Below are 21295 nucleotides of genomic sequence, written 5' to 3'. Positions count from 1 at the left end.
GGCGGGGCCGGCGGTCGGCAGGGGGTGCCTGCCGGTTCATGCGCGAAGGCGCAGGCCGCGCGGGGTGGCGATGAAGCCCGCTCCTTCCAGGAGGGTGCCGATCGGGGACGTCAGGGCGGAGGCGCCGTTCACCCGCTCCACCGTGACCGTGCCGAGCGAGCCCGCCTTGGCGGCCGCGGCCAAGGCCTGGGCCGCTTCCTGGAGGCGAGGGTCGTCGGTCGCCTTGACGTCCGGGTCGGCGGGCCAGGCCAGCAGGGTCTTGCCGCCGCGCTCCATGTAGAGCGTCAGCTCGCCGTCGACGAGGACGACCAGGGAGCCCGCCTTCCGGCCGGGCTTGTGACCCGCTCCGGTGGGGGGCTCGGGCCAGGGGAGGGCGGCGCCGTACGCATTGGCCGGGTCCGCGGCGGCCAGGACGACCCCCCGGGAGTCGGAGGCGGGGGTACGGCGACCGGAGCCGTAACCCCCCGGTCCGAAGCCGGACTGCGAGCCGCGGGGTCCTGCCGGGGGGAAGTCGCGGGGTGAGACGTATTCGTGAGCGGCCTTGCGGGGGGCGTGGGAGCCGGAGCCGTCGATGGGCTGCGATGCCTCGAACCCGGTGTCGAACGGGTCGTTGAACTGGAGGTCGAATTCGGTGGCGAGGTCGCCGCCGAGGCCGGTGCCGAAATCACCGCCGTACGGTGCCCCCGCTCCGTCGGGGGACGGATGGGGCGGCAGGGCCTCTCCGCGGTCGCGGGCGTTCGACACCGCGCGCAGGCGGTCCACCGCGCCGTCCATCGCGAACTGCGCCGCGCCGAGCCCCTCCACCACATAGCCGCGCCGGGCCTGCCCGCTCTCCTCGAAGACGGACAGGACGCGGTACGTCGCCGAGAAGCCGCCCTCGACGCCCTCCGCGGCGACGGCTCCCCGCGTGACTACGCCGTGCCGGTCCAGGAGGGTGCGGGCGAGGGCGTGCGCGCGCACCGTGGGGTCGGCCTCGGGCGCCGGGAGCAGGGACCAGCGGCCGGCGACGGTCGGCGGGCCGCTGCGGGAGGCGGGGCGGGCCGCGGCGGTGAGGGAGCCGTAGCGCCCGCGAGGGACGTTGCGCTTGGCACGGTGGGCGGTGGAGCCCACGGTGCGGCCCGAGCCGAGCAGGGAGCGCAGCGGGGAGAGCGTGTCGTTGGTGAGGCGGCCGGACCAGGCCAGGTCCCAGACGGCGTCGGCCAGTTGGGGATCGGTGGCCTCGGGGTGGGTGGTCGCGCGGACCTGGTCGGCGATCTGGCGGAAGAACAGGCCGTAGCCGCCGGAGAGGGCGTCCAGGACCGACTGGTGCAGTGCCGTCAGCTCCAGGGGGTGCGGCGGGGGCAGGAGCAGCGGGGCCGCGTCCGCGAGGTACAGGGAGATCCAGCCGTCCTTGCCGGGGAGGGCGCCCGCGCCCGCCCAGACGAGCTCTCCGGCGGAGGTCAGTTCGTCGAGCATCGCGGGCGTGTAGTGGGCGACGCGGGACGGCAGGACCAGCTTCTCCAGGGCCGACGCGGGCACGGACGCGCCCTGCAACTGCTCGACGGCACGCACCAGTCCGTCGATGCCGCGCAGCCCGTGTCCCTTGCCGATGTGCTGCCACTGCGGGAGGAACTGGGCGAGTGCCGCCGGCGCCACCGGCTCCACCTCGTGCCGCAGGGCGGCCAGGGAGCGGCGGCGCAGCCGGCGCAGCACGGCGGCGTCGCACCACTCCTGGCCGATGCCGGCGGGGTGGAACTCCCCTTGCACGACACGTCCGTTCGCGGCGAGGCGGTGCAGTGCGCCCTCCGTGACCGCCACGCCGAGGCCGAAGCGGGTGGCCGCGGTGGCCGAAGTGAAGGGGCCGTGGGTGCGCGCGTACCGGGCGAGGAGGTCGCCGAGCGGGTCCTTGACGGGCTCCGTGAAGGCTTCCGGGACGCCGACCGGCAGGGCGGTGCCGAGGGCGTCGCGCAGGCGGCCCGCGTCCTCGATCGCCGCCCAGTGGTCGGCGCCGCCGATGCGGACCTTGATCGCACGGCGGGCACCGGACAGTTCCTGCGCCCACTGCGGCTCGGCGCCGCGCTCGGCCAGCTCGGCGTCGGTGAGGGGCCCGAGCAGGCGCAGGAGGTCCGCCACGCCCTCGGCGTCCTTGACGCGGCGGTCCTCGGTGAGCCACTGCAGCTCGCGCTCCAGCTCGGTCAGCACCTCGGCGTCGAGCAGCTCGCGCAGCTCCGCCTGGCCCAGCAGCTCGGCCAGCAGCCGCGAGTCGAGGGAGAGCGCCGCGGCACGGCGCTCGGCGAGCGGGGAGTCCCCCTCGTACAGGAACTGGGCGACGTAGCCGAACAGGAGGGAGCGGGCGAAGGGGGACGGCTCGTTGGTGGTGACCTCGACCAGACGCACCTTGCGGGACTCCAGGTCGCCCATCAGCTCGACCAGCCCGGGGACGTCGAAGACGTCCTGGAGGCATTCGCGGACCGCTTCCAGGACGATCGGGAACGAACCGAACTCGCCGGCCACCTGGAGCAGTTGGGCGGCGCGCTGGCGCTGCTGCCACAGGGGGGTGCGCTTGCCGGGGTTGCGCCGCGGCAGCAGCAGCGCGCGGGCGGCGCATTCGCGGAAGCGGGAGGCGAACAGGGCCGAGCCGCCGACCTGGTCGGTGACGACCTGGTCGACCTCGCCCTTGTCGAAGACGACGTCCGCCGCGCCGACCGGCGCCTGCTCGGCGTCGTATTCGGAGCCCGCCTTCATCGGCTCCTGGTCGAGCAGGTCCAGGCCCATGAGGTCGGCGTCCGGCAGGCGCAGCACGATGCCGTCGTCGGCGTGCATGACCTGGGCGTCCATCCCGTACCGCTCGGAGAGCTTGGCCCCGAGGGCGAGCGCCCATGGGGCGTGCACCTGGGCGCCGAAGGGGGAGTGCACGACCACACGCCAGTCGCCGAGCTCGTCACGGAAGCGCTCCACGACGATGGTGCGGTCGTCCGGGACATGGCCGCAGGCCTCGCGCTGCTCGTCCAGGTACGACAGGACGTTGTCCGCGGCCCAGGCGTCCAGGCCCGCCGCGAGCAGGCGCAGCCGGGCGTCCTCCTTGGGGAGCGAACCGACCTCGCGCAGGAACTGGCCCACCGCGCGGCCCAGTTCGAGCGGGCGGCCCAGCTGGTCGCCCTTCCAGAAGGGCAGCCGGCCCGGCACGCCCGGCGCCGGGGAGACCAGCACGCGGTCGCGGGTGATGTCCTCGATGCGCCAGGAGCTGGTGCCGAGCGTGAAGACGTCGCCCACGCGCGACTCGTAGACCATCTCCTCGTCGAGCTCGCCGACCCGGCCGCCGCCCTTCTTCGGGTCGGAACCGGCGAGGAACACCCCGAAGAGGCCGCGGTCCGGGATCGTGCCCCCGGAGGTGACCGCGAGGCGCTGGGCCCCGGGCCGGCCGGTGACCGTGCCCGCGACGCGGTCCCACACCACGCGCGGGCGCAGCTCGGCGAAGGCGTCGGACGGATAGCGGCCCGCGAGCATGTCCAGGACCGCCGTGAACGCAGACTCGGGGAGGGACGCGAACGGGGCGGCGCGGCGGACCGTGGCGAGCAGGTCGTCGACCTGCCAGGTGTCCAGCGCGGTCATGGCCACGATCTGCTGGGCCAGGACGTCCAGGGGGTTGGCCGGGACCCTCAGGGACTCGATGGAGCCGGTGCGCATGCGCTCGGTGACCACCGCCGCCTGGACGAGGTCGCCGCGGTACTTCGGGAAGACCACACCGGTGGAGACCGCGCCCACCTGGTGTCCCGCACGGCCCACGCGCTGCAGGCCGGAGGCGACGGAGGGCGGGGACTCCACCTGCACGACGAGGTCCACCGCACCCATGTCGATGCCCAGCTCCAGGCTGGAGGTGGCGACCACGGCGGGCAGCCGGCCCGCCTTGAGGTCCTCCTCGACGAGAGCGCGCTGCTCCTTGGAGACCGAGCCGTGGTGGGCGCGCGCGATCACGGGCGGGGCGCCCTGGGCCGCTCCGGAGCCGCCCATGAGCTCGGCCGGGGCGTGGTGCTCGTCCAGGGGCTCGCCGGTGGCGCGCTCGTACGCGATCTCGTTGAGCCTGTTGCACAGGCGCTCCGCGAGGCGGCGGGAGTTGGCGAACACGATCGTGGAGCGGTGGGCCTGGACCAGATCGGTGATCCGCTCCTCGACATGGGGCCAGATCGACGGCCGCTCCGCGCCCTCGGAGCCGTCGGCGACCGGGGAGCCGCCCAGTTCGCCCAGGTCCTCGACGGGGACGACCACCGAGAGGTCGAACTCCTTGCCCGACTCCGGCTGGACGATCTCCACCTTGCGGCGCGGCGAGAGGTACCGGGCGATCTCGTCCACCGGGCGGACGGTCGCCGAGAGGCCGATACGGCGGGCCGGCTTCGGCAGCAGCTCGTCCAGGCGCTCCAGGGAGAGCGCGAGATGGGCGCCGCGCTTGGTGCCCGCCACCGCATGCACCTCGTCCAGGATCACCGTCTCGACACCGGTCAGCGCGTCGCGGGTGGCCGAGGTCAGCATCAGGAACAGCGACTCGGGGGTGGTGATGAGGATGTCCGGGGGCCGGGTGGACAGGGCGCGGCGCTCGGCTGCGGGGGTGTCGCCGGAGCGGATGCCCACCTTCACCTCTGGCTCGGGCAGGCCCAGGCGCACGGATTCCTGGCGGATGCCGGTCAGCGGGCTGCGGAGGTTGCGCTCGACGTCGACCGCGAGGGCCTTCAGCGGCGACACGTACAGGACCCGGCAGCGCTTCTTCGGGTCGGCCGGCGGGGGTGTCGAGGCCAGCTGGTCCAGCGCGGCGAGGAATGCGGCGAGGGTCTTTCCGGAGCCGGTCGGGGCGACCACCAGCACGTCCGAGCCCGCTCCGATGGCCTGCCACGCGCCCGCCTGGGCCGCGGTGGGCGCGGAGAAGGCCCCCGTGAACCAGCCGCGGGTCGCGGGGGAGAAGCCGTCGAGGGCTCGGTGCGCGGAGCTGACCATGCGTCCATCCTGCACCCGTCCACTGACAATGGCCCTGACCTGCGGTGACGTGGCGCCGAGGGTGGGCCGGGGAGAGTCCTGCCCGGGTCTCGCGGAGAATGGGGGCATGGCAGGTTCGGGGAAGGAGGCGGCGCGGCACTGGCAGTACGCCGAACTGCCGGGGGTGGATCTGCTGCGCGCCCGCTACATCCGCAAGACGTTCGTACGGCACACCCACGAACACTTCGTCATCGCGGCGATCGCGGACGGCGTCGAGGTCTTCCATCACCGCGGCGCCGACCAGTACGCCGGCGCGGGGGCGCTCGCGCTCGTCAACCCCGACACCACGCACACCGGGCGGGCCGGGGTGCCCGAGGGATGGCGGTACGGGGCCGTCTACCCGTCGCCCGAGGTCGTGGCCGAGATCGCCGCGGAGACCACCCTCATCCGCGGGACGCCGGGATTCGTGAGCCCGGTGCTCGACGATCCCTACACCGTGCGGCTCGTCCACCAGGTGCTGCGGGCCACCGAGGACGGCAACGCACTGGCCGCCGACACCCTGCTGCGCGTCGCCGTGACCCGGCTGCTCCGGCTGAACGGCGGGCCCCTGCCGCAGCGGGAGGTGCGGACGGCGGGGGCCAGGATCGCGGCACGCGCGCGTGCCGCGCTCGAGGAGCGGATGGCCGAGCCGCCGAGCCTGGAGCAGCTCGCGGCCGGCCTCGGCACCAGCCCGTTCGCCCTGCTGCGGGCCTTCCGCGACGCCTACGGGATGCCGCCTCACACCTGGCTCACCGACGCCCGGGTGCGCCAGGCGCGACGGCTGCTGGACGCCGGCACCACGCCCGCGGAGGCGGCCGTGGCCGTGGGGTTCACCGACCAGCCGCACCTGAACCGGCACTTCACCCGCATCGTCGGTGTGCCCCCGGGTGCCTACCGGCGGGAGCGCAAGAACGTACAAGACGTGCGCGGGCGACTGCTCCTACCGTCCGAGGCGTGGCAGAACAGACAGCTCTCGCAGACATACGCGCCGAGGACGGCGGGAAGACCGATGCCGCCGTCGTCCGGGACGCCCTCGGCGTAGGCGTCGCCGTAGGACTGTCCGGCTTCGCCTTCGGGGTGACCTCGGCCGGCAGCGGGCTCACGCTGCTGCAGACCTGTGCGCTCAGCCTCCTGGTGTTCACCGGCGCGTCCCAGTTCGCCCTGGTGGGCGCGCTCGCGGCCGGCGGCAACCCGCTCACGGCGGCGGCCGGCGCCTTCTTCCTGGGCGTCCGCAACGCCTTCTACGGACTGCGTCTGTCGCAGCTGCTGGCCCTCCCGCGCGCGGTACGGCCGTTCGCCGCCCAGTGGGTCATCGACGAGACGACGGCGGTCGCGCTGGCCCAGCCCACACGGCGGGCCACACGGATCGGCTTCACCGTCACCGGGCTCAGCCTGTACGTGCTGTGGAACCTCACCACGCTGCTCGGCGCCCTGGGTGCCCAGGCCATCGGGGACACGGACGCATGGGGCCTCGACGCGGCCGGCCCCGCCGTCTTCCTGGCGCTGCTCGCGCCGATGCTCAAGACCGGCACCGAGCGCGCCGTCGCCGGCCTCGCCGTCCTCCTGGGGCTCGGCCTGCTGCCCGTACTGCCCGCCGGGGTGCCCGTGCTGCTGGCCGCCCTCGCCGCGCCCGCCGTCCTCTTCCTGGAGGGCCGCCGCAGGGGCACCGCGCCGCCCGGCCCCGCACACGAGAACGACGTGACGATGACGAACGACGTGACGAACGACGCGACGAACCACGTGACGCTGACGAACGACGCATCAGAGGAAGACCGTTGAACACCTGGATCGCGATCGGCGCGACCGCCGTCGGCTGCTACGCCGTCAAGCTCGCCGGACTGCTCGTGCCCTCGGGCGCTCTCGAGAAGCCGCTCGTCAGGCGGCTGGCCGCGCTGCTGCCGGTGGCGCTGCTGGCCGCGCTGACGGCCCAGCAGACCTTCGCCGACGGGCACACGCTGGTCCTCGACGCACGTGTCGCGGGGCTCGGCGCGGCCGCCGTGGCGCTGGTCCTGCGCGCTCCCTTCCTGCTCGTGGTGGCCGCGGCCGTGCTGGTGACCGCCGGGGTGCGGGCCATGGGCGGCTGACGGCGCCCGGGGCAGGCGGTCAGCCGATGGACCGACCGTGCGCCCTCAGCGTGCGCAGCGCCTCGACGGTCACCATGGGGCGCGTCTCCAGGGCGATGCCCGGGGCCCACGCGCGCTGGGCGCACCACCCGTGCGCGGCGGCGTGGGGCAGGACCGGCCAGCCGCCGTCCTCCTGCTGCGCGTTTGCGAGGTGGTCGAGGGAGCGCGCCATCTCCGCGTCCGTGAACCACGCGCGCGCGAGGGAGCCCGGTGTCTTCGCGTAGTCGTGTGGGAAGTGCTGCTCGCCGGGCAGGTAACCGGGGGCCACGGGATACGTGTCCAGGCGGTCGGGTTCCAGCGCCGCGAGCCGCTGTTCGCGCACCAGGCGGCCGAGACGGGCGGCGGCCGCCTCCGCGCGCGGGCGGTCGGGAGCGGAGTCCAGGAAGGCCACGGCGGCCTGGATCTCGTAGGGGTGCGACGTGACCAGCGAGTCGACCGCGTGCCAGCAGAAGTCCGCCGCCCTGAACAGCCAGGCGTGCCACACCGAGTTGCGGTTCAGCAGGCCCACCACCGGCCCCGTGGTGAGGAGTTCGCTCGGCGGATCGTCCACCACCCGGAGGAACGGGGCCGTCGGATAGCCGCGCTGGCCGGGGCTGACGGCCGGCAGCGCGCCGTCCGCCGTGGAGACGGCCGTCAGATACCGGCACACGCGTTCCACGCGCTGCCCGCCGCAGCGCCCGATGGTGTCCAGGACACGCAACGCGTACCCGGTGTGCAGTGGCTGGCTGACCGGGCCGCGCAGGTTCGGGTCCAGGGCGTGGCCGTACCCGCCGTCCTCGTTGCGGTAGGCGTCGAGTGCGGTCTCCACCGGGTCCGCCGCCCCGTTCAGGAAGTGGTGGGCGAAAAGGCGCTGCTCCAGCACGCGCGCGGTGAGCCAGACGAAGTGCTCGGCGCGGAAGAGCGGGGAGCGCGCCGGGGACGTGGCAGGGAGTGGGGAGACTCCTGTTTCGGACATGCGACAGACCGTAAAGCGGAAAGCGGTCTCGGCAACGGGTACCGGCGCAGGCCCACCCCCTGGGGCGGGATACTGGTGTCATGCGGTTGACGGTCTTCTGGCAGCGGATGGCGGATCACTTCGGTTCGGGGTACGCCGACACCTTCGCGCGCGACCACGTGATGGCGGAGCTCGGCGGCCGCACGGTGCACGACGCGCTGGACGCGGGCTGGGACGCCAAGGAGGTCTGGCGCGTGGTCTGCACCGTCATGGACGTGCCGCGGGAGAAGCACTGATAGGTCACGAAGATCGCAGGACGGCAGTTGATTGTCGGACCGGTGGGCGAGACTTGATCCGTGGCACCCACTGACGAGACCGGGCGGACGTCCCGGCAGGCATCCCCGTTCGGCACGACGCCGCCCGGCCGGCCCCCGGCCGACCCGGCCACCGGGCCGGGCGTCGGCATGCCGCGCTGGCTGCCGCGCGCGGTGGTGCTCGTCCTCGGTCTCTACGCCGCCTTCCAGCTGGGCACGTGGGCCTTCCACCAGCTCACCGGCCTGCTGATCAACATCCTCATCGCGTTCTTCCTGGCCCTCGCCATAGAACCCGCGGTGAGCTGGATGGCCTCGCGCGGGATGCGCAGGGGGCTGGCCGCCGGCATCGTCTTCGTCGCCGTGATGATCGTGTCCGCGGGATTCGTCATCCTGCTCGGCTCCATGCTCGCGGGCCAGATCGTCAAGATCGTCGAGGACTTCCCGGACTACCTCGACTCCGTCATCAACTGGATCAACACCCACTTCCACACCGACCTCAAGAGCGTGGACGTCCAGGAGGGCCTGCTCCGCTCCGACTGGCTGCGCAACTACGTGCAGCACAGCGCCACCGGCGTGCTGGACGTGTCCGCCCAGGTCCTCGGCGGTCTCTTCCAACTGCTGACGATCGCCCTGTTCTCGTTCTACTTCGCCGCCGACGGCCCCCGGCTGCGGCGGACGATCTGCTCCGTGCTGCCGCCCGCGCGGCAGGCCGAGGTGCTGCGCGCGTGGGAGATCGCCGTCAACAAGACCGGCGGCTACATCTACTCGCGCGGCCTGATGGCGCTGATCTCCGGCATAGCCCACTACATCCTGCTGCAGATCCTGGGCGTCCCGTACGCGCCCGTGCTCGGCGTCTGGGTGGGCCTGGTCTCGCAGTTCATCCCGACCATCGGCACCTACCTGGCGGGTGCCCTGCCCATGCTGATCGCGTTCACCGTGGATCCCTGGTACGCGCTGTGGGTGCTGATCTTCGTCGTGGTCTACCAGCAGTTCGAGAACTACATGCTCCAGCCCAAGCTGACCTCGAAGACCGTCGACATCCACCCGGCCGTCGCCTTCGGCTCGGTCATCGCCGGCACCGCTCTCCTCGGTGCCGTCGGCGCGCTGATCGCCATCCCGGCGGTCGCCACACTGCAGGCGTTCCTGGGAGCGTACGTGAAGCGGTACGCGGTCACCGATGACCCCCGGGTCCACGGGCACCGGCGAGGTGGACCGGGGACGGGACTGCTCACGCGCGCGAAGCTGCTGTGGGGGCGGCGGCCGGCGGCGACGGGGGAACCGGGGGACGAGTCGCGGGAGCCGCGGGACTCGCGCGAGCCAGGAGAGCCGCAGGACTCGCGCGAGCCGGGGCAGGGCTCCTCCTGAGGCGCTGAGGTGCTGCGGCGCCGAGGCGCTGGGACGGCCCGCTCAGTACGTGAGTACCGCCCACACCCCGGCGCCGATGACGGCCACCACGTAGCAACCGGTCGCCGCCGCCACGATCCGCCGCCGGACCGGCTCGCTCCAGGACGTGCGGGACAGCAGCCAGGTCAGTGCCGGCAGGACCAGGACCGCGTGCAGGCTGACCCCGTGCAGCGGCTTGAGCGGGGCCGTCGAGTGGTACGCCGCCTCCTGGTGCCCGGTCCGGGTGAGCACGACACCGCGCGCGATCATCGCGGCGCCCGAGGCGAGCCCCACCAGCAGGATCGCGAAGCCGGAACGGACCGCGAGGGCCATCCCCGCGGGACCCGTGGGCCGGTGCCGGAACGAGGCGACGGCGAACACGGTGAGCAGCACCACGAGGACGCCGCCGCCCACCGCGAGCATCATCGACACCGCGGTGTCGAAGGGCGTCTCCATGTCGAGGTGCGAGGGCACTCGGCGCCATGCCTGCAGGGTGATGCCGCCGACCTCCACGACGCAGTCGGCGGTGAACACGGCGAGCAGCAGGGCCCGTAGCCGCGCGCCGATGCGCAGATACGACGTCACCCAGGCGACCGCGATCAGCGTCGCCCCGAAGGACAGCCCGAAGGTGACGGGCTTGCGCCAGGAGACGGGCCCGTACCAGGGGCCGCCGTCGACGGCGAACACCGCCAGATGCACGAGGCCGGAGAGGATCAGGACGAGGCCGACGGCGTAGGCGGTTCTGGTGCTCTTCCGGGTCTCCATGCCCTCAGCCTCGCGAGAGCGCCCACGCCCCGTCGTCGTCCCGCCGAAGACACCCGCCATACACCATGGGAAGTAGCGCGAGGCACCAACTCCGCGCGGACACAGTCCCGCTGTGCCGCGTGGTGCGCTTGACACGAAAATCGAACATCCATTCTTATGGAGACTCCGGTGAGGTTCTCGACGGGTGGTTCGACCCGGTTCAGGAGGAGAAGTACCCGAGTTATCCACAGGCCGGACGGGCGTCGGGGCGCATTGTCAGTGGCAGGCGTTAGCGTCTTTGACGTGAAGCGATCGACTCAAGCAAATCGGGTGGAACCCATGGCAGGAACCGACCGCGAGAAGGCCCTTGATGCCGCTCTCGCACAGATTGAACGGCAATTCGGCAAGGGCGCGGTCATGCGCATGGGCGAGCGGTCGATGGAGCCCATCGAGGTCATCCCGACCGGGTCGACCGCGCTCGACGTGGCCCTGGGCGTCGGCGGCCTGCCGCGCGGCCGCGTCGTCGAGATCTACGGTCCGGAGTCGTCCGGCAAGACGACCCTGACCCTGCACGCGGTGGCGAACGCGCAGAAGGCGGGCGGCCAGGTCGCCTTCGTGGACGCGGAGCACGCCCTCGACCCCGAGTACGCGAAGAAGCTCGGCGTCGACATCGACAACCTGATCCTCTCCCAGCCGGACAACGGCGAGCAGGCCCTGGAGATCGTGGACATGCTGGTCCGCTCCGGCGCCCTCGACCTCATCGTCATCGACTCCGTCGCCGCGCTCGTCCCGCGCGCGGAGATCGAGGGCGAGATGGGCGACAGCCACGTCGGTCTGCAGGCCCGTCTGATGAGCCAGGCGCTGCGGAAGATCACCAGTGCGCTCAACCAGTCCAAGACCACCGCGATCTTCATCAACCAGCTCCGCGAGAAGATCGGCGTGATGTTCGGCTCCCCGGAGACCACGACCGGTGGCCGGGCGCTGAAGTTCTACGCCTCGGTGCGCATCGACATCCGCCGCATCGAGACCCTGAAGGACGGCACGGAGGCGGTCGGCAACCGCACCCGCACGAAGGTCGTCAAGAACAAGGTCGCGCCGCCCTTCAAGCAGGCCGAGTTCGACATCCTCTACGGCCAGGGCATCAGCCGCGAGGGCGGCCTGATCGACATGGGCGTGGAGCACGGCTTCGTCCGCAAGGCCGGCGCCTGGTACACGTACGAGGGCGACCAGCTCGGCCAGGGCAAGGAGAACGCGCGCAACTTCCTCAAGGACAACCCCGACCTGGCCAACGAGATCGAGAAGAAGATCAAGGAGAAGCTGGGCGTCGGTGTGCGTCCGGAGAAGCCGGCCGCGGAGCCCGGCGCGGACGCCGCCGTTTCGGCCACCGCGGACGACGCCGCGAAGTCGGTGCCCGCCCCGGCGGCCAAGGCGGCGAAGGCCAAGGCTCCGGCTGCCAAGAGCTGACGCATGACACGGCGAACCGACTGGGCCGAGTACGCCTACCAGGACGCCGCGCGTGAGCGCATCGGCGGGGACGACGGGGGATCCGCCGGGCCGTTCGGTGACGACGGCTCGTACGGCGGCGAAGGCTCGTACGACGACGGGCCGGGTGGCGGGGAGTGGCGTGGCGACGGGGCGCCGGAGGGCTTCGGCTCGTCCCGTGGCCGCTCTCGCCGGGGCGGTGGGGCTCGTGACGGAGCCCGAGGCGCCGGCGGCTCCCGCGGTCGCCGCCGGCGGCGTCGCGACGAGGCGTCCGATCAGGGCGGTCAGGACGGGGGCTCCTCCTCCTCGTCGAGGGCCGAGCAGGAGGAGTCCTCAGGGGACCCGGTGGAGCGGGCACGGGCGATCTGCCTGCGTCTGCTCACCGGGACCCCACGTACGCGCAAGCAGCTCGCGGACGCCTTGCGCAAGCGGGAGATCCCGGACGACGCCGCGGAGGAGGTGCTGTCGCGGTTCGAGGAGGTCGGGCTGATCAACGACAGTGCGTTCGCCGACGCCTGGGTGGAGTCCCGGCACCACGGCCGCGGCCTGGCGAGACGGGCCCTGGCCCAGGAGCTGCGGACCAAGGGCGTCGACTCGACGCTGATCGATGAGGCCGTCTCGCAGCTCGACTCGGAGCAGGAAGAGGCGACCGCGCGCGACCTCGTCGAGCGCAAGCTGCGGGCCACACGCGGCCTCGACCGCGACAAGCGGCTGCGCCGCCTCGCGGGCATGCTCGCCCGCAAGGGCTACCCCCAGGGCATGGCCCTGCGGGTGGTACGGCAGGCATTGGAGGAAGAGGGCGAGGACACGGAGTTCCTCGGGGACGAGGGGTTCTGACGCGGGTCCGGCACGGCGGGAGCTCTTCGCTCCCTGCGCTTCCACCGCGACAAGCCCTGCGCGCCTACGCCGTCACCGGCAACCCCGCCGCCTTCCACGCCTGGAACCCGCCGACCAGATCGGTCGCCCGGGCGAGCCCCAACCGGTGCAGGGACGCCGCCGCGAGGCTCGACGCGTAGCCCTCGTTGCAGATCACCACGACCCGCACCTCATGACCGGTGGCCTCGGGCAGACGGTGGCTGCCCTGCGGGTCGAGGCGCCACTCCAGTTCGTTGCGCTCGACGACGAGAGCACCGGGGATCACGCCGTCCCGCTCGCGCAGGGCGGCATAGCGGATGTCGACGAGGAGCGCCTCGCCGGCCTCGGCGGCGTCGTACGCCTCGCCGGGCTCGATCCGCTCGTAGTCCTGGCGCACCCGCTGAAGCAACTCGTCGATGCCGACGGGCCGTTCGCCCGTGCCGTTCGCCGTCTCGCTCACTGCCAGTCCTCCGGGCGCTCGACCTGCTCCAGCCGGAGCACTTGGCCCACGCGACTGTAGCGGCGGATCTGCGGCAGGGGCGGATAGTAGGCGTGGACAGAGATCGCATGCCGTTCGGCGGACTCGTTGAGCACCTCGTGCACATGGTGCCGGCCGAAGGCGCGCCCCCGGCCGGCCGGCAGCCGGCGCTCCCGGTCGACTCCGTCGTTGAGTTCCAGCGTCCTCCAGCCGTCGGCGGGCAGCCGGGCGGCGAGCGAGTTCTCCTTGAGCTCACCGGCCGCCGTCAGGAAGGCGCCGACGGATTCGGCGTGGTCGTGCCAGCCGGTGCCCGTGCCGGGCGGCCAGCCGATCAGCCAGGCCTCGCTGCCACCGGGTCCCTCCAGGCGCACCCAGGTGCGGCCCTCCGGGTCGAGGGGGAGCGAGGCGATCAGCTCGGCGTCGGCGGCCGTACGCCGTACGAAGTCGAGGAGGTCCGCCTGGGTCGGGCCCTGGGCGGCGGGCGCGGAGGCAGGGGGAGAAGAGGGCGCAGGGGAGGAGACAGACACGGGACACCGTCCTGAAGAGTTCGCGAGGGGGCGCGCGGAAGCACTGAGGCGCGCGCGGGAAAAAGGGATGCGAATTCAGCAGGACGGGCGACACACGCAGCCCGCATAGCGGACGAGGTCCATATGGACCCTCCGCCACAGGCGCGTAAAGGTGTCGGTCACGATCCGGAGTACACCATCGTCGGTGCGGAGCGGTCAACTCACCGTCACTATATGGACCACAGGGTGACGGTGAGTACGGTCACTTCGCCGCCGAGCCGGCCGTGGCCTCCTCCTTCGCCGGCCCGCCGAGCGTGGCTTCCGCCGCCGCGTACAGGTCGGCCGGGCGCACGCCGCCCAGCGCCGTGACCAGGTGGCCGTCGGGCCGCACCAGCAGCACCGTGTGCGGGGCCGCGCCGGGGTAGCTCTCGGCGACCAGCAGCTCGGCGTGGTGCGGCAGCGCGGCGACGGCGGCCGCCAGCCGCGGCATGATGCCGGCGCTCACCCAGTGCTTACGCGCCCACACGCCCGTACCCGGCGCGACCAGCACCACCAGCAGGGCACCGCGCCCGAGCCGATCCCTCAGCTGCACGAAGGAACCGTCCTCCGCGGTGACGCGCACATCGGCGACCGCGGCGCCGGGCGCCGTGTCCACCGGGACCTCAGCCTCCAGATGCCGGGGCGCCAGCGGCGAGTGGTCGTACGCCCCCGGCGCACCGAGCGCACCGCGCCCCAGGTGACCGTCCGTGAGCAGCGCGTCGTGGCCGCGGGCCGAGCCGGGCACGTACGCGCGCAGCCCTCCTCCGCCGCGCAGCAGCGGCAGCACCTGGTCGGCGGCGCGCAGCCGGGCGGCGACGATCCCGCGCCGCTCCGCCTGATAGCTGTCGAGCAGGGCCTCGTGCGGTCCGTGATGCCAGGTAAGCGCCAGCTTCCAGGCCAGATTGTCGGCGTCCCTGAGCCCTTCGTCGAGCCCTTGCGTGCCCAGCGCGCCGAGCAGGTGCGCCGCGTCCCCGGCGAGGAAGACCCGGCCGACCCGCCACCGCCGGGCCAGCCGGTGATGGACGGTGTGCACGCCGGTGTCGAGCAGTTCGTACGCCGGCGCGGAGCCGCCCGACCAGCCGCCGAGCGTCTCCCGGACGCGCGCCAGCAGCAGCTCGGGCGTGACCAGGTCCTTGCCCGGCGGCAGCAGCCAGTCCAGGCGCCACACGTCGTCCGGGAGGGGGCGGGCGGTCACCTCCGCGGCCGAGGGCCCGGACGTCCGCCACGGCGGCATCCGATGGAGCAACGCCTCGTCCGGCCACGGAAGTTCCGTGCGCAGCGTGGCCACGGCGTGTCGCTCCACCGCCGTACGGCCGGGGAAGCGGATGTCCAGGAGCTTGCGCACGGTGGAGCGCGGGCCGTCGCAGCCGACCAGGTAACTGCCGCGCCAGTACGTGCCCTTGGGGCCGCGGGTGTGCGCGGTGACCCCGGAGGTCTCCTGCTCGACGCCGTCGAGGCGGCTGTCCGTGACGACCTGGACCAGGCGCTCCGCGGCCAGGGCCTCGCGCAGGGCGCCGGTCAGGACGTGCTGGGCGATGTGCAGCGGCGAGGGCTCGGCGTCGCCGAACGTGACCTCGCGCATCACCTGCTTGCGCCGTACGGACCGCCATGCGGCCCAGTGGGCGCCCTCCCGAGAGAGCGGCATGGCCGTCAGCCGCTCCATCAGCGCGGCGGCCTCCTCACGCAGGACCACGGTGCGGGCGGGACGCTGCTCGTCCTTGCCGGGGCCCTCGTCCAGCACGACGGCGGGCACGTCCTGACGGGCCAGCGCCAGGGCGAGCGTGAGCCCGACGGGCCCCGCTCCGACGATGATCACCGGGTCCACGGCGCGGCGCCCCCTGCCCGCGGCGAAGTCCTCGCGGACGCATGTGAACAGAGGGTTGGAGCAGGGTGCACGATCACAGAACGTATGCAACCCATTGGCGAGGTTTGCGTCAAGCGACGGAGGCAGTGGCGATCATGCCACTGCCTCCGTGCGCCGTTCATGCCACTTGACTGATCATCAGGCTGCAGTGATCAGCGGCCCCCGGCCAACGGAGCGCCGCCGAGCTCGCCGGCATTGATGTCATCCACGTCGTCGGCCCCCAGGACCGCGCCCGTGCTCCGCTTGCTGCGCCGCAGCCTGCCTTCCAGCCAGCTGGCGAAGCTGGTGAGGAGGAAGTTGACGATGATGAAGATGATCGCCACCACGACGAAGCTCTGGATCACGTTGGCGTAGTTGGCGGCCAGCGTGCTGCGTGCGTTGAGAAGCTCCGTGTAGCCGATCATCACGCCGCCGAGCGCCGTGTCCTTCACGATGACCACGAGCTGGCTGACGATGGCCGGCAGCATGGCGGTCACGGCCTGCGGGAGCAGGATGCTGGTCATCGTCTGGTTCTTGCGCAGACCGATCGCGTACGCCGCCTCCGTCTGGCCCTTGGGGAGTGCGAGGATGCCGGCCCGGACGATCTCGGCGAGGACCGAGGCGTTGTAGAGCACCAGGCCGGTGACGACCGCGTACAGCGGCCGGTCCTCGGTGCCGACGTTGGTCGAGCGGGCGTAGAACTCGTTGGCGAACAGCATCAGGAGCAGAACCGGGATCGAGCGGAAGAACTCGACCACGACGGCGGCCGGTCCGCGGACCCAGCGGTGCTCGGACATGCGCGCGATACCGAAGAAGGCACCCAGCGGCAGCGCGATGACCATCGAGAGCGCGGCGGCCTTCAGGGTGTCCATGAGGCCCGGCAGCAGATAGGTCGTCCACGCCTCGGAGGTCGTGAACGGCTGCCAGAGGGACCATTTCAGCTGGCCCTTGTCGTCCATGGTCTGCCACACCCACCACGCCACGAGAGCGAGCAGGAGGATGAAGACGACCGAGAGAGCGACGTTGCGCCGCTTGGCCCGGGGGCCGGGGGTGTCGTAGAGGACGGAGCTCATCGCTTCACCGCCAGTCGCTTGCCGAGCCAGCCTAGGATCAGGCCGGTCGGCAGGGTCAGTACGACGAAGCCGAAGGCGAAGACCGCGCCGATGAGCAGCGTCTGGGCCTCGTTCTCGATCATCGTCTTCATCAGGTAGGCGGCCTCGGCCACGCCGATCGCTGCCGCCACGGTGGTGTTCTTGGTCAGTGCGATCAGGACGTTGGCCAGCGGGCCGATCACCGAACGGAACGCCTGCGGCAGCACGATGAGCCGGAGCGTCTGGCTGAAGTTCAGCCCGATGGCCCTGGCCGCCTCCGCCTGCCCCAGGGGCACGGTGTTGATGCCGGAACGCAGCGCCTCGCAGACGAAGGCCGCGTGGTAGGCGGTGAGGCCGAGCACCGCCAGTCGGAAGCCCTGGATCTTGAAGTCGGAGGCGCCCAGCGTCACACCGAAGATGTCGGCGAGGCCGAGCGAGGTGAAGACGATGATGACCGTCAGGGGGATGTTCCGGACGATGTTGACGTAGACGGTGCCGAATCCGCGCATGAGCGGGACCGGGCTGACCCGCATCGCGGCCAGCAGGGTGCCCCAGATCAGGGAGCCCACGGCGGAGAGGACGGTGAGCTTCACCGTCATCCAGAACGCCCCCAGGACGTCATAACCTTGAAGAAAGTCGAACACGATCTCCCGCGCTTCCGGGTGGGTGGCGTACGAGGAGGGCGTGGCGCGCCGCCGCCGTGATCGCGGCGGGCGGCGGCGCGCCCCTGTGAAACCCTGCGGTGGCCCTGGGCCGGAGCCCTCGCCCTGCTTACTGGACGATCTGGCCGATCTTCGGGGCGGGCTCGTACTTGTAGTTGGCCGGGCCGAAGTTCTTCTCGACGTCCTTCTTCCAGGTGCCGTCGCTGACCATGGTCGTCAGGGCGTCGTTGATCTTCTTCAGGGTCGCGGAGTCACCCTTCTTCACGCCGATGCCGTAGTTCTCGTTGCTGAGCTTGAGCCCGGCGAGCTTGAACTGGCCCTTGTACTTGTCCTGCGCGGCGTAGCCCGCGAGGATCGAGTCGTCGGTGGTCAGCGCGTCCACGGCACCGCTCTGGAGGCTCGCGATGCACTCCGAGTAGCCGCTGTTCTCCTTGAGGTTGGCCTTGGGCGCAATCGACTTCTGGACGTTCTGCGCCGAGGTGGAGCCTGTCACGGAGCACAGGTTCTTGCCGTTGAGGTCCGTGCCCTTGGTGATGTCGGAGTCCTTCTTCACCAGCAGGTCCTGGTGGGCCAGGAAGTAGGGACCCGCGAAGTCGACCTTCTGCTTGCGCTCGTCGGTGATCGAGTACGTGGCTGCGATGAACTTCACGTCGCCGCGGGCCAGGGCGTTCTCACGGTCGGCGCTCTTGGTCTCGACCCACTCGATCTGCGAGGGCTTGTAGCCGAGCTTGCCGGCGACGTACGTGGCCACGTCCACGTCGAAGCCGGAGAAGGTGCCGTTGGGCTCCTTCAGACCGAGGCCGGGCTGGTCGTACTTGATGCCGATCTTGATCTTGTTTCCGCCACCGGACGACCCGCTGTCCTTGTTGTTGTCACTGGACCCGCACGCCGTGGCGGCCACGGCGAGGGCGAGGACGGCGGCCGAGGCGGCGGTGACCTTGCGGAGCTTCATGGTGAACATCCTTTGGGTGGTGAAGAGACGAGAGCCGGCGTGGTGACAGCGGCCGGCGGTGGCTGGGCGCGGCGGACCGGACGTCAGTGGTGAAGGATCTTCGACAGGAAGTCCTTGGCGCGGTCGCTGCGCGGATTGCTGAAGAACTGGTCGGGCGCAGCCTCTTCGACGATCCGGCCGTCCGCCATGAAGACCACACGGTTTGCAGCCGATCGTGCGAAGCCCATCTCATGGGTGACGACGATCATGGTCATGCCGTCCCGGGCGAGCTGCTGCATGACCTCGAGGACCTCGTTGATCATCTCCGGGTCGAGCGCGGACGTCGGCTCGTCGAAGAGCATGACCTTCGGGTCCATGGCCAGGGCGCGCGCGATGGCGACACGCTGCTGCTGGCCGCCGGAGAGCTGCGCGGGGTACTTGTCCGCCTGCGTGGCCACGCCGACCCGGTCCAGCAGGGCCCGGGCCTTCTCCTCGGCCTTCTTCTTGTCGGCCTTGCGGACCTTGATCTGGCCCAGCATCACGTTCTCGAGCACGGTCTTGTGCGCGAAGAGGTTGAAGGACTGGAAGACCATGCCGACGTCGGCGCGCAACCGGGCCAGCTCCTTGCCCTCCTGGGGCAGCGGCTTGCCGTCGATCGCGATCGAGCCCGAGTCGACGGTCTCGAGCCGGTTGATGGTGCGGCACAGGGTGGACTTGCCGGACCCGGAGGGCCCGATGACCACGACGACCTCGCCGCGGGCGATCGTCAGATCGATGTCCTGCAGCACGTGCAACGCGCCGAAGTGCTTGTTGACGCTCTTCAGGACGACAAGCTCGCCTGCACTGGCCACGTCTTCCTTGGCCACCGATACTTCGGTCATCGCTCTCAGGCTCCGTCCTCCTCGGTTTCGGAGGACAGTAGTAACCCGCGACGACCAGCGTCATTACATCTGAGGGGAATCTGAGCATCACGATCCGATAGCAATCGGACACGTGTCGTAGCAGTTCCCGGCGGGGGCGTATCGGCCGGATAACGGAAGCCGCGCGCAACCGGAACCCTCTTGACGCCGTCGTCGTCCATCAGCGTGACTGCGGTGGTGCACGCGCGCGCGTGCACGCACTTTTTACGCATCCTGACCGTACGGCCGATGAAGCGAAGGAGGACGGGATGAGGCTGCTCCTCGTCGAGGACGACAACCATGTGGCCGCCGCTCTTTCCGCGGTTCTGGCCCGGCACGGTTTCGACGTCACGCACGCGCGCAGCGGCGAGGAAGCCCTTCAGGCGCTGGTTCCGGAGGGCGACGGCTTCGGCGTCGTCCTGCTCGACCTCGGACTGCCCGACCAGGACGGATACGAGGTCTGCAGCAAGATCCGCAAGCGAACCAGCACCCCGGTGATCATGGTCACCGCCCGCTCGGACGTGCGCTCGCGCATCCACGGCCTCAACCTCGGCGCCGACGACTACGTGGTGAAGCCCTACGACACCGGTGAGCTCCTCGCGCGCATCCACGCCGTCAGCCGGCGCACCGCCCACGAGGACCCGGCGGGCGGCGGCGACGACGCCCTGCGTCTGGGGGCGATGCTCATCGAGCTGCCCACCCGGCAGGTCAGCGTGGACGGTTCGGTCGTCCAGCTGACCCGCAAGGAGTTCGATCTGCTCGCCCTGCTCGCGCAGCGGCCCGGGGTCGTCTTCCGCCGGGAGCAGATCATCAGCGAGGTGTGGCGCACCAGCTGGGAGGGGACCGGACGCACCCTGGAGGTGCACGTCGCGTCCCTGCGCGCCAAGCTGCGCATGCCGGCCCTGATCGAGACCGTGCGCGGCGTCGGTTACCGGCTCGTCGCCCCGGCTTCGTAGCCTGCACGGGTGCGTACACGTCTGCTTCCGCTGCTCATCGTCCTGATGGCGGCCGTCCTGCTCGCGCTCGGCGTCCCGCTCGCCGTCAGCGTGGCCGCGGCCCAGCAGCAGAAGGTCGTCGTCGACCGGATCGACGACACGGCCCGGTTCGCGTCCCTCGCGCAGTTCGTCACCGACGCGTGCAGCTCCACGCGCACGTCCACGGACGAGCGCCTGGCCACCCTCACCACCGAACTGGCCAGCTACTACGGCGTCTACGGCATCAGGGCCGGCGTCTTCTGCCGTACCGACGTCCCCATGGCCCAGGCGCCGCAGACGTTCTTCCTGCCGGAGACGGGCGAGGTGCGCGAGGCGTTCGCCGAGGCGCTGCTCAGCCGCCGCAGCCACGACCCCCGGCAGGTGTGGCCCTGGCAGCGCGGCCGGCTGGTCGTCGCCTCGCCGGTCATCCGGGACGGTGACGTCGTCGCGGTCGTCGTCACCGACTCGCCCACCGGGCAGCTGCGCTCACGGATCCTGCACGGCTGGCTGATCATCGGCGTGGGCGAGATCGCCGCGATGCTGCTCGCGGTCGGCGCCGCGCTCCGGCTCACCGGCTGGGTGCTCCGGCCCGTACGGGTGCTGGACGCCACCACGCACGCGATCGCGAGCGGCCGGCTGAAGTCCCGCGTCGCGGCCGCGGGCGGGCCGCCGGAACTCCAGCGCCTGGCACGGTCGTTCAACGAGATGGCGGACAACGTCGAGGACGTGCTGGAGCAGCAGCGCGCCTTCGTCGCCGACGCCTCGCACCAGCTGCGCAACCCGCTCGCCGCGCTGCTGCTGCGTATCGAACTGCTCGCGCTGGAACTGCCGGAGGGCAGCGAGGAGGTGGCATCGGTCCGCACCGAGGGCAAGCGCCTCGCGGAGGTTCTCGACGACCTGCTCGACCTGGCCCTGGCCGAGCACACCGAGGCCGATCTGCGGGTCACCGACATCGGCGCGCTGACCGCCGAGCGCGTCGCGGCCTGGACGCCGACCGCCGAGGCCAAGGACGTGCGGCTGGTGGGCAGTTGCTCGGCGACCACCGCCCGGGCCG

General features: G+C 71.8%; 20 protein-coding genes. 9 read left to right on the top strand and 11 right to left on the bottom strand.

The genetic code is table 11. The features are described 5' to 3' along the window. Positions 1–36: 36 nt before the first annotated feature. The gene (locus tag ACFU97_RS43035; protein WP_384267946.1) at positions 37–4965 is read right to left on the bottom strand and encodes an ATP-dependent helicase; all 4929 of its coding nucleotides are present in this window, start codon (positions 4963–4965) and stop codon (positions 37–39) included. Between the two features lie 106 nt (positions 4966–5071). Here ACFU97_RS43035 and ACFU97_RS43030 point away from each other — a divergent pair, with 106 nt between their 5' ends. The 3 genes from ACFU97_RS43030 to ACFU97_RS43020 are packed head-to-tail and all read left to right on the top strand — an operon-like array spanning position 5072 to position 7067. Beyond that, positions 5072–6025, top strand: coding sequence for an AraC family transcriptional regulator (locus tag ACFU97_RS43030; protein ID WP_384267944.1), 954 nt, complete (start codon positions 5072–5074; stop codon positions 6023–6025). Further along, positions 5938–6762: an AzlC family ABC transporter permease gene (locus ACFU97_RS43025; RefSeq protein ID WP_384267941.1), complete on the top strand. Its 825-nt coding sequence runs from the start codon at positions 5938–5940 to the stop codon at positions 6760–6762. Before ACFU97_RS43030 ends, ACFU97_RS43025 begins: the two co-directional genes overlap by 88 nt. After that, a complete protein-coding gene (locus ACFU97_RS43020) occupies positions 6759–7067 on the top strand; it encodes an AzlD domain-containing protein (RefSeq protein WP_384267939.1) in 309 nt (102 codons plus the stop codon). The genes ACFU97_RS43025 and ACFU97_RS43020 overlap by 4 nt, the downstream gene beginning before the upstream one ends. Positions 7068–7086: 19 nt before the next feature. On the opposite strand, the gene ACFU97_RS43015 is transcribed toward ACFU97_RS43020, so the two are convergent. Continuing rightward, positions 7087–8061, bottom strand: a complete 975-nt coding sequence (locus ACFU97_RS43015; RefSeq protein WP_384267937.1) for a hypothetical protein — start codon at positions 8059–8061, stop codon at positions 7087–7089. A gap of 80 nt (positions 8062–8141) precedes the next feature. Here ACFU97_RS43015 and ACFU97_RS43010 point away from each other — a divergent pair, with 80 nt between their 5' ends. After that, entirely contained in the window at positions 8142–8336 is a 195-nt protein-coding gene (locus tag ACFU97_RS43010) for a DUF3046 domain-containing protein (RefSeq protein ID WP_384267934.1), read from the top strand. A 60-nt stretch (positions 8337–8396) separates the two neighbouring features. Continuing rightward, complete coding sequence (locus ACFU97_RS43005; RefSeq protein WP_384267932.1) at positions 8397–9719, top strand: AI-2E family transporter; 1323 nt, start codon at positions 8397–8399, stop codon at positions 9717–9719. A 42-nt stretch (positions 9720–9761) separates the two neighbouring features. Here the strand turns inward: ACFU97_RS43005 and ACFU97_RS43000 are convergent, their stop codons facing one another. Continuing rightward, on the bottom strand, positions 9762–10502 hold the full coding sequence (locus tag ACFU97_RS43000) for a hypothetical protein (RefSeq protein ID WP_384267930.1): 741 nt from the start codon (positions 10500–10502) through the stop codon (positions 9762–9764). Positions 10503–10820: 318 nt separating this feature from the next. On the opposite strand from ACFU97_RS43000, the gene recA reads away from it, so the two are divergent. Together recA and recX are read left to right on the top strand one after the other, a co-directional pair. Further along, the gene (gene recA / locus ACFU97_RS42995; protein WP_384267927.1) at positions 10821–11945 is read left to right on the top strand and encodes a recombinase RecA; all 1125 of its coding nucleotides are present in this window, start codon (positions 10821–10823) and stop codon (positions 11943–11945) included. A gap of 3 nt (positions 11946–11948) precedes the next feature. Beyond that, positions 11949–12800, top strand: coding sequence for a recombination regulator RecX (recX, locus tag ACFU97_RS42990; protein ID WP_384267926.1), 852 nt, complete (start codon positions 11949–11951; stop codon positions 12798–12800). Between the two features lie 64 nt (positions 12801–12864). Here the strand turns inward: recX and ACFU97_RS42985 are convergent, their stop codons facing one another. The 8 genes from ACFU97_RS42985 to ACFU97_RS42950 all read right to left on the bottom strand — a co-directional run bounded on the left by ACFU97_RS42985 (position 12865) and on the right by ACFU97_RS42950 (position 19249). Further along, positions 12865–13278: a rhodanese-like domain-containing protein gene (locus tag ACFU97_RS42985; RefSeq protein ID WP_384267923.1), complete on the bottom strand. Its 414-nt coding sequence runs from the start codon at positions 13276–13278 to the stop codon at positions 12865–12867. Next, on the bottom strand, positions 13275–13823 hold the full coding sequence (locus tag ACFU97_RS42980) for a cysteine dioxygenase (protein ID WP_384267921.1): 549 nt from the start codon (positions 13821–13823) through the stop codon (positions 13275–13277). Before ACFU97_RS42980 ends, ACFU97_RS42985 begins: the two co-directional genes overlap by 4 nt. Before the next feature lie 75 nt (positions 13824–13898). Next, positions 13899–13946: a hypothetical protein gene (locus ACFU97_RS42975; protein WP_309506048.1), complete on the bottom strand. Its 48-nt coding sequence runs from the start codon at positions 13944–13946 to the stop codon at positions 13899–13901. 118 nt (positions 13947–14064) lie between these two features. Continuing rightward, complete coding sequence (locus ACFU97_RS42970) at positions 14065–15666, bottom strand: FAD-dependent monooxygenase (protein ID WP_384267919.1); 1602 nt, start codon at positions 15664–15666, stop codon at positions 14065–14067. A 191-nt stretch (positions 15667–15857) separates the two neighbouring features. Then, complete coding sequence (locus ACFU97_RS42965) at positions 15858–16757, bottom strand: amino acid ABC transporter permease (RefSeq protein WP_384267916.1); 900 nt, start codon at positions 16755–16757, stop codon at positions 15858–15860. Then, a complete protein-coding gene (locus tag ACFU97_RS42960) occupies positions 16754–17419 on the bottom strand; it encodes an amino acid ABC transporter permease (RefSeq protein ID WP_384267915.1) in 666 nt (221 codons plus the stop codon). The genes ACFU97_RS42965 and ACFU97_RS42960 overlap by 4 nt, the downstream gene beginning before the upstream one ends. Before the next feature lie 127 nt (positions 17420–17546). After that, the gene (locus ACFU97_RS42955; protein WP_384267913.1) at positions 17547–18389 is read right to left on the bottom strand and encodes a glutamate ABC transporter substrate-binding protein; all 843 of its coding nucleotides are present in this window, start codon (positions 18387–18389) and stop codon (positions 17547–17549) included. An 83-nt stretch (positions 18390–18472) separates the two neighbouring features. Beyond that, positions 18473–19249 (bottom strand): amino acid ABC transporter ATP-binding protein, encoded by a 777-nt coding sequence (locus tag ACFU97_RS42950; protein WP_384267910.1) that lies wholly within the window; start codon positions 19247–19249, stop codon positions 18473–18475. A gap of 287 nt (positions 19250–19536) precedes the next feature. On the opposite strand from ACFU97_RS42950, the gene ACFU97_RS42945 reads away from it, so the two are divergent. Both ACFU97_RS42945 and ACFU97_RS42940 read left to right on the top strand, forming a co-directional pair. Then, positions 19537–20223 carry a response regulator transcription factor gene (locus ACFU97_RS42945; RefSeq protein WP_384267908.1) on the top strand — a complete coding sequence of 229 codons (687 nt, stop codon included), beginning with the start codon at positions 19537–19539 and terminating at the stop codon, positions 20221–20223. A gap of 9 nt (positions 20224–20232) precedes the next feature. Beyond that, a partial coding sequence (locus tag ACFU97_RS42940) for a histidine kinase dimerization/phospho-acceptor domain-containing protein (RefSeq protein ID WP_384267905.1) occupies positions 20233–21295 on the top strand: 1063 nt, incomplete at its 3' end.

It is taken from the genome of Streptomyces sp. NPDC057616, from assembly GCF_042800575.1.
In the GTDB taxonomy this organism is placed as follows: Bacteria; Actinomycetota; Actinomycetes; order Streptomycetales; family Streptomycetaceae; genus Streptomyces.
Note: the sequence above shows the minus strand (reverse complement) of the source record. Positions and strands in the feature narration are given on the sequence as shown.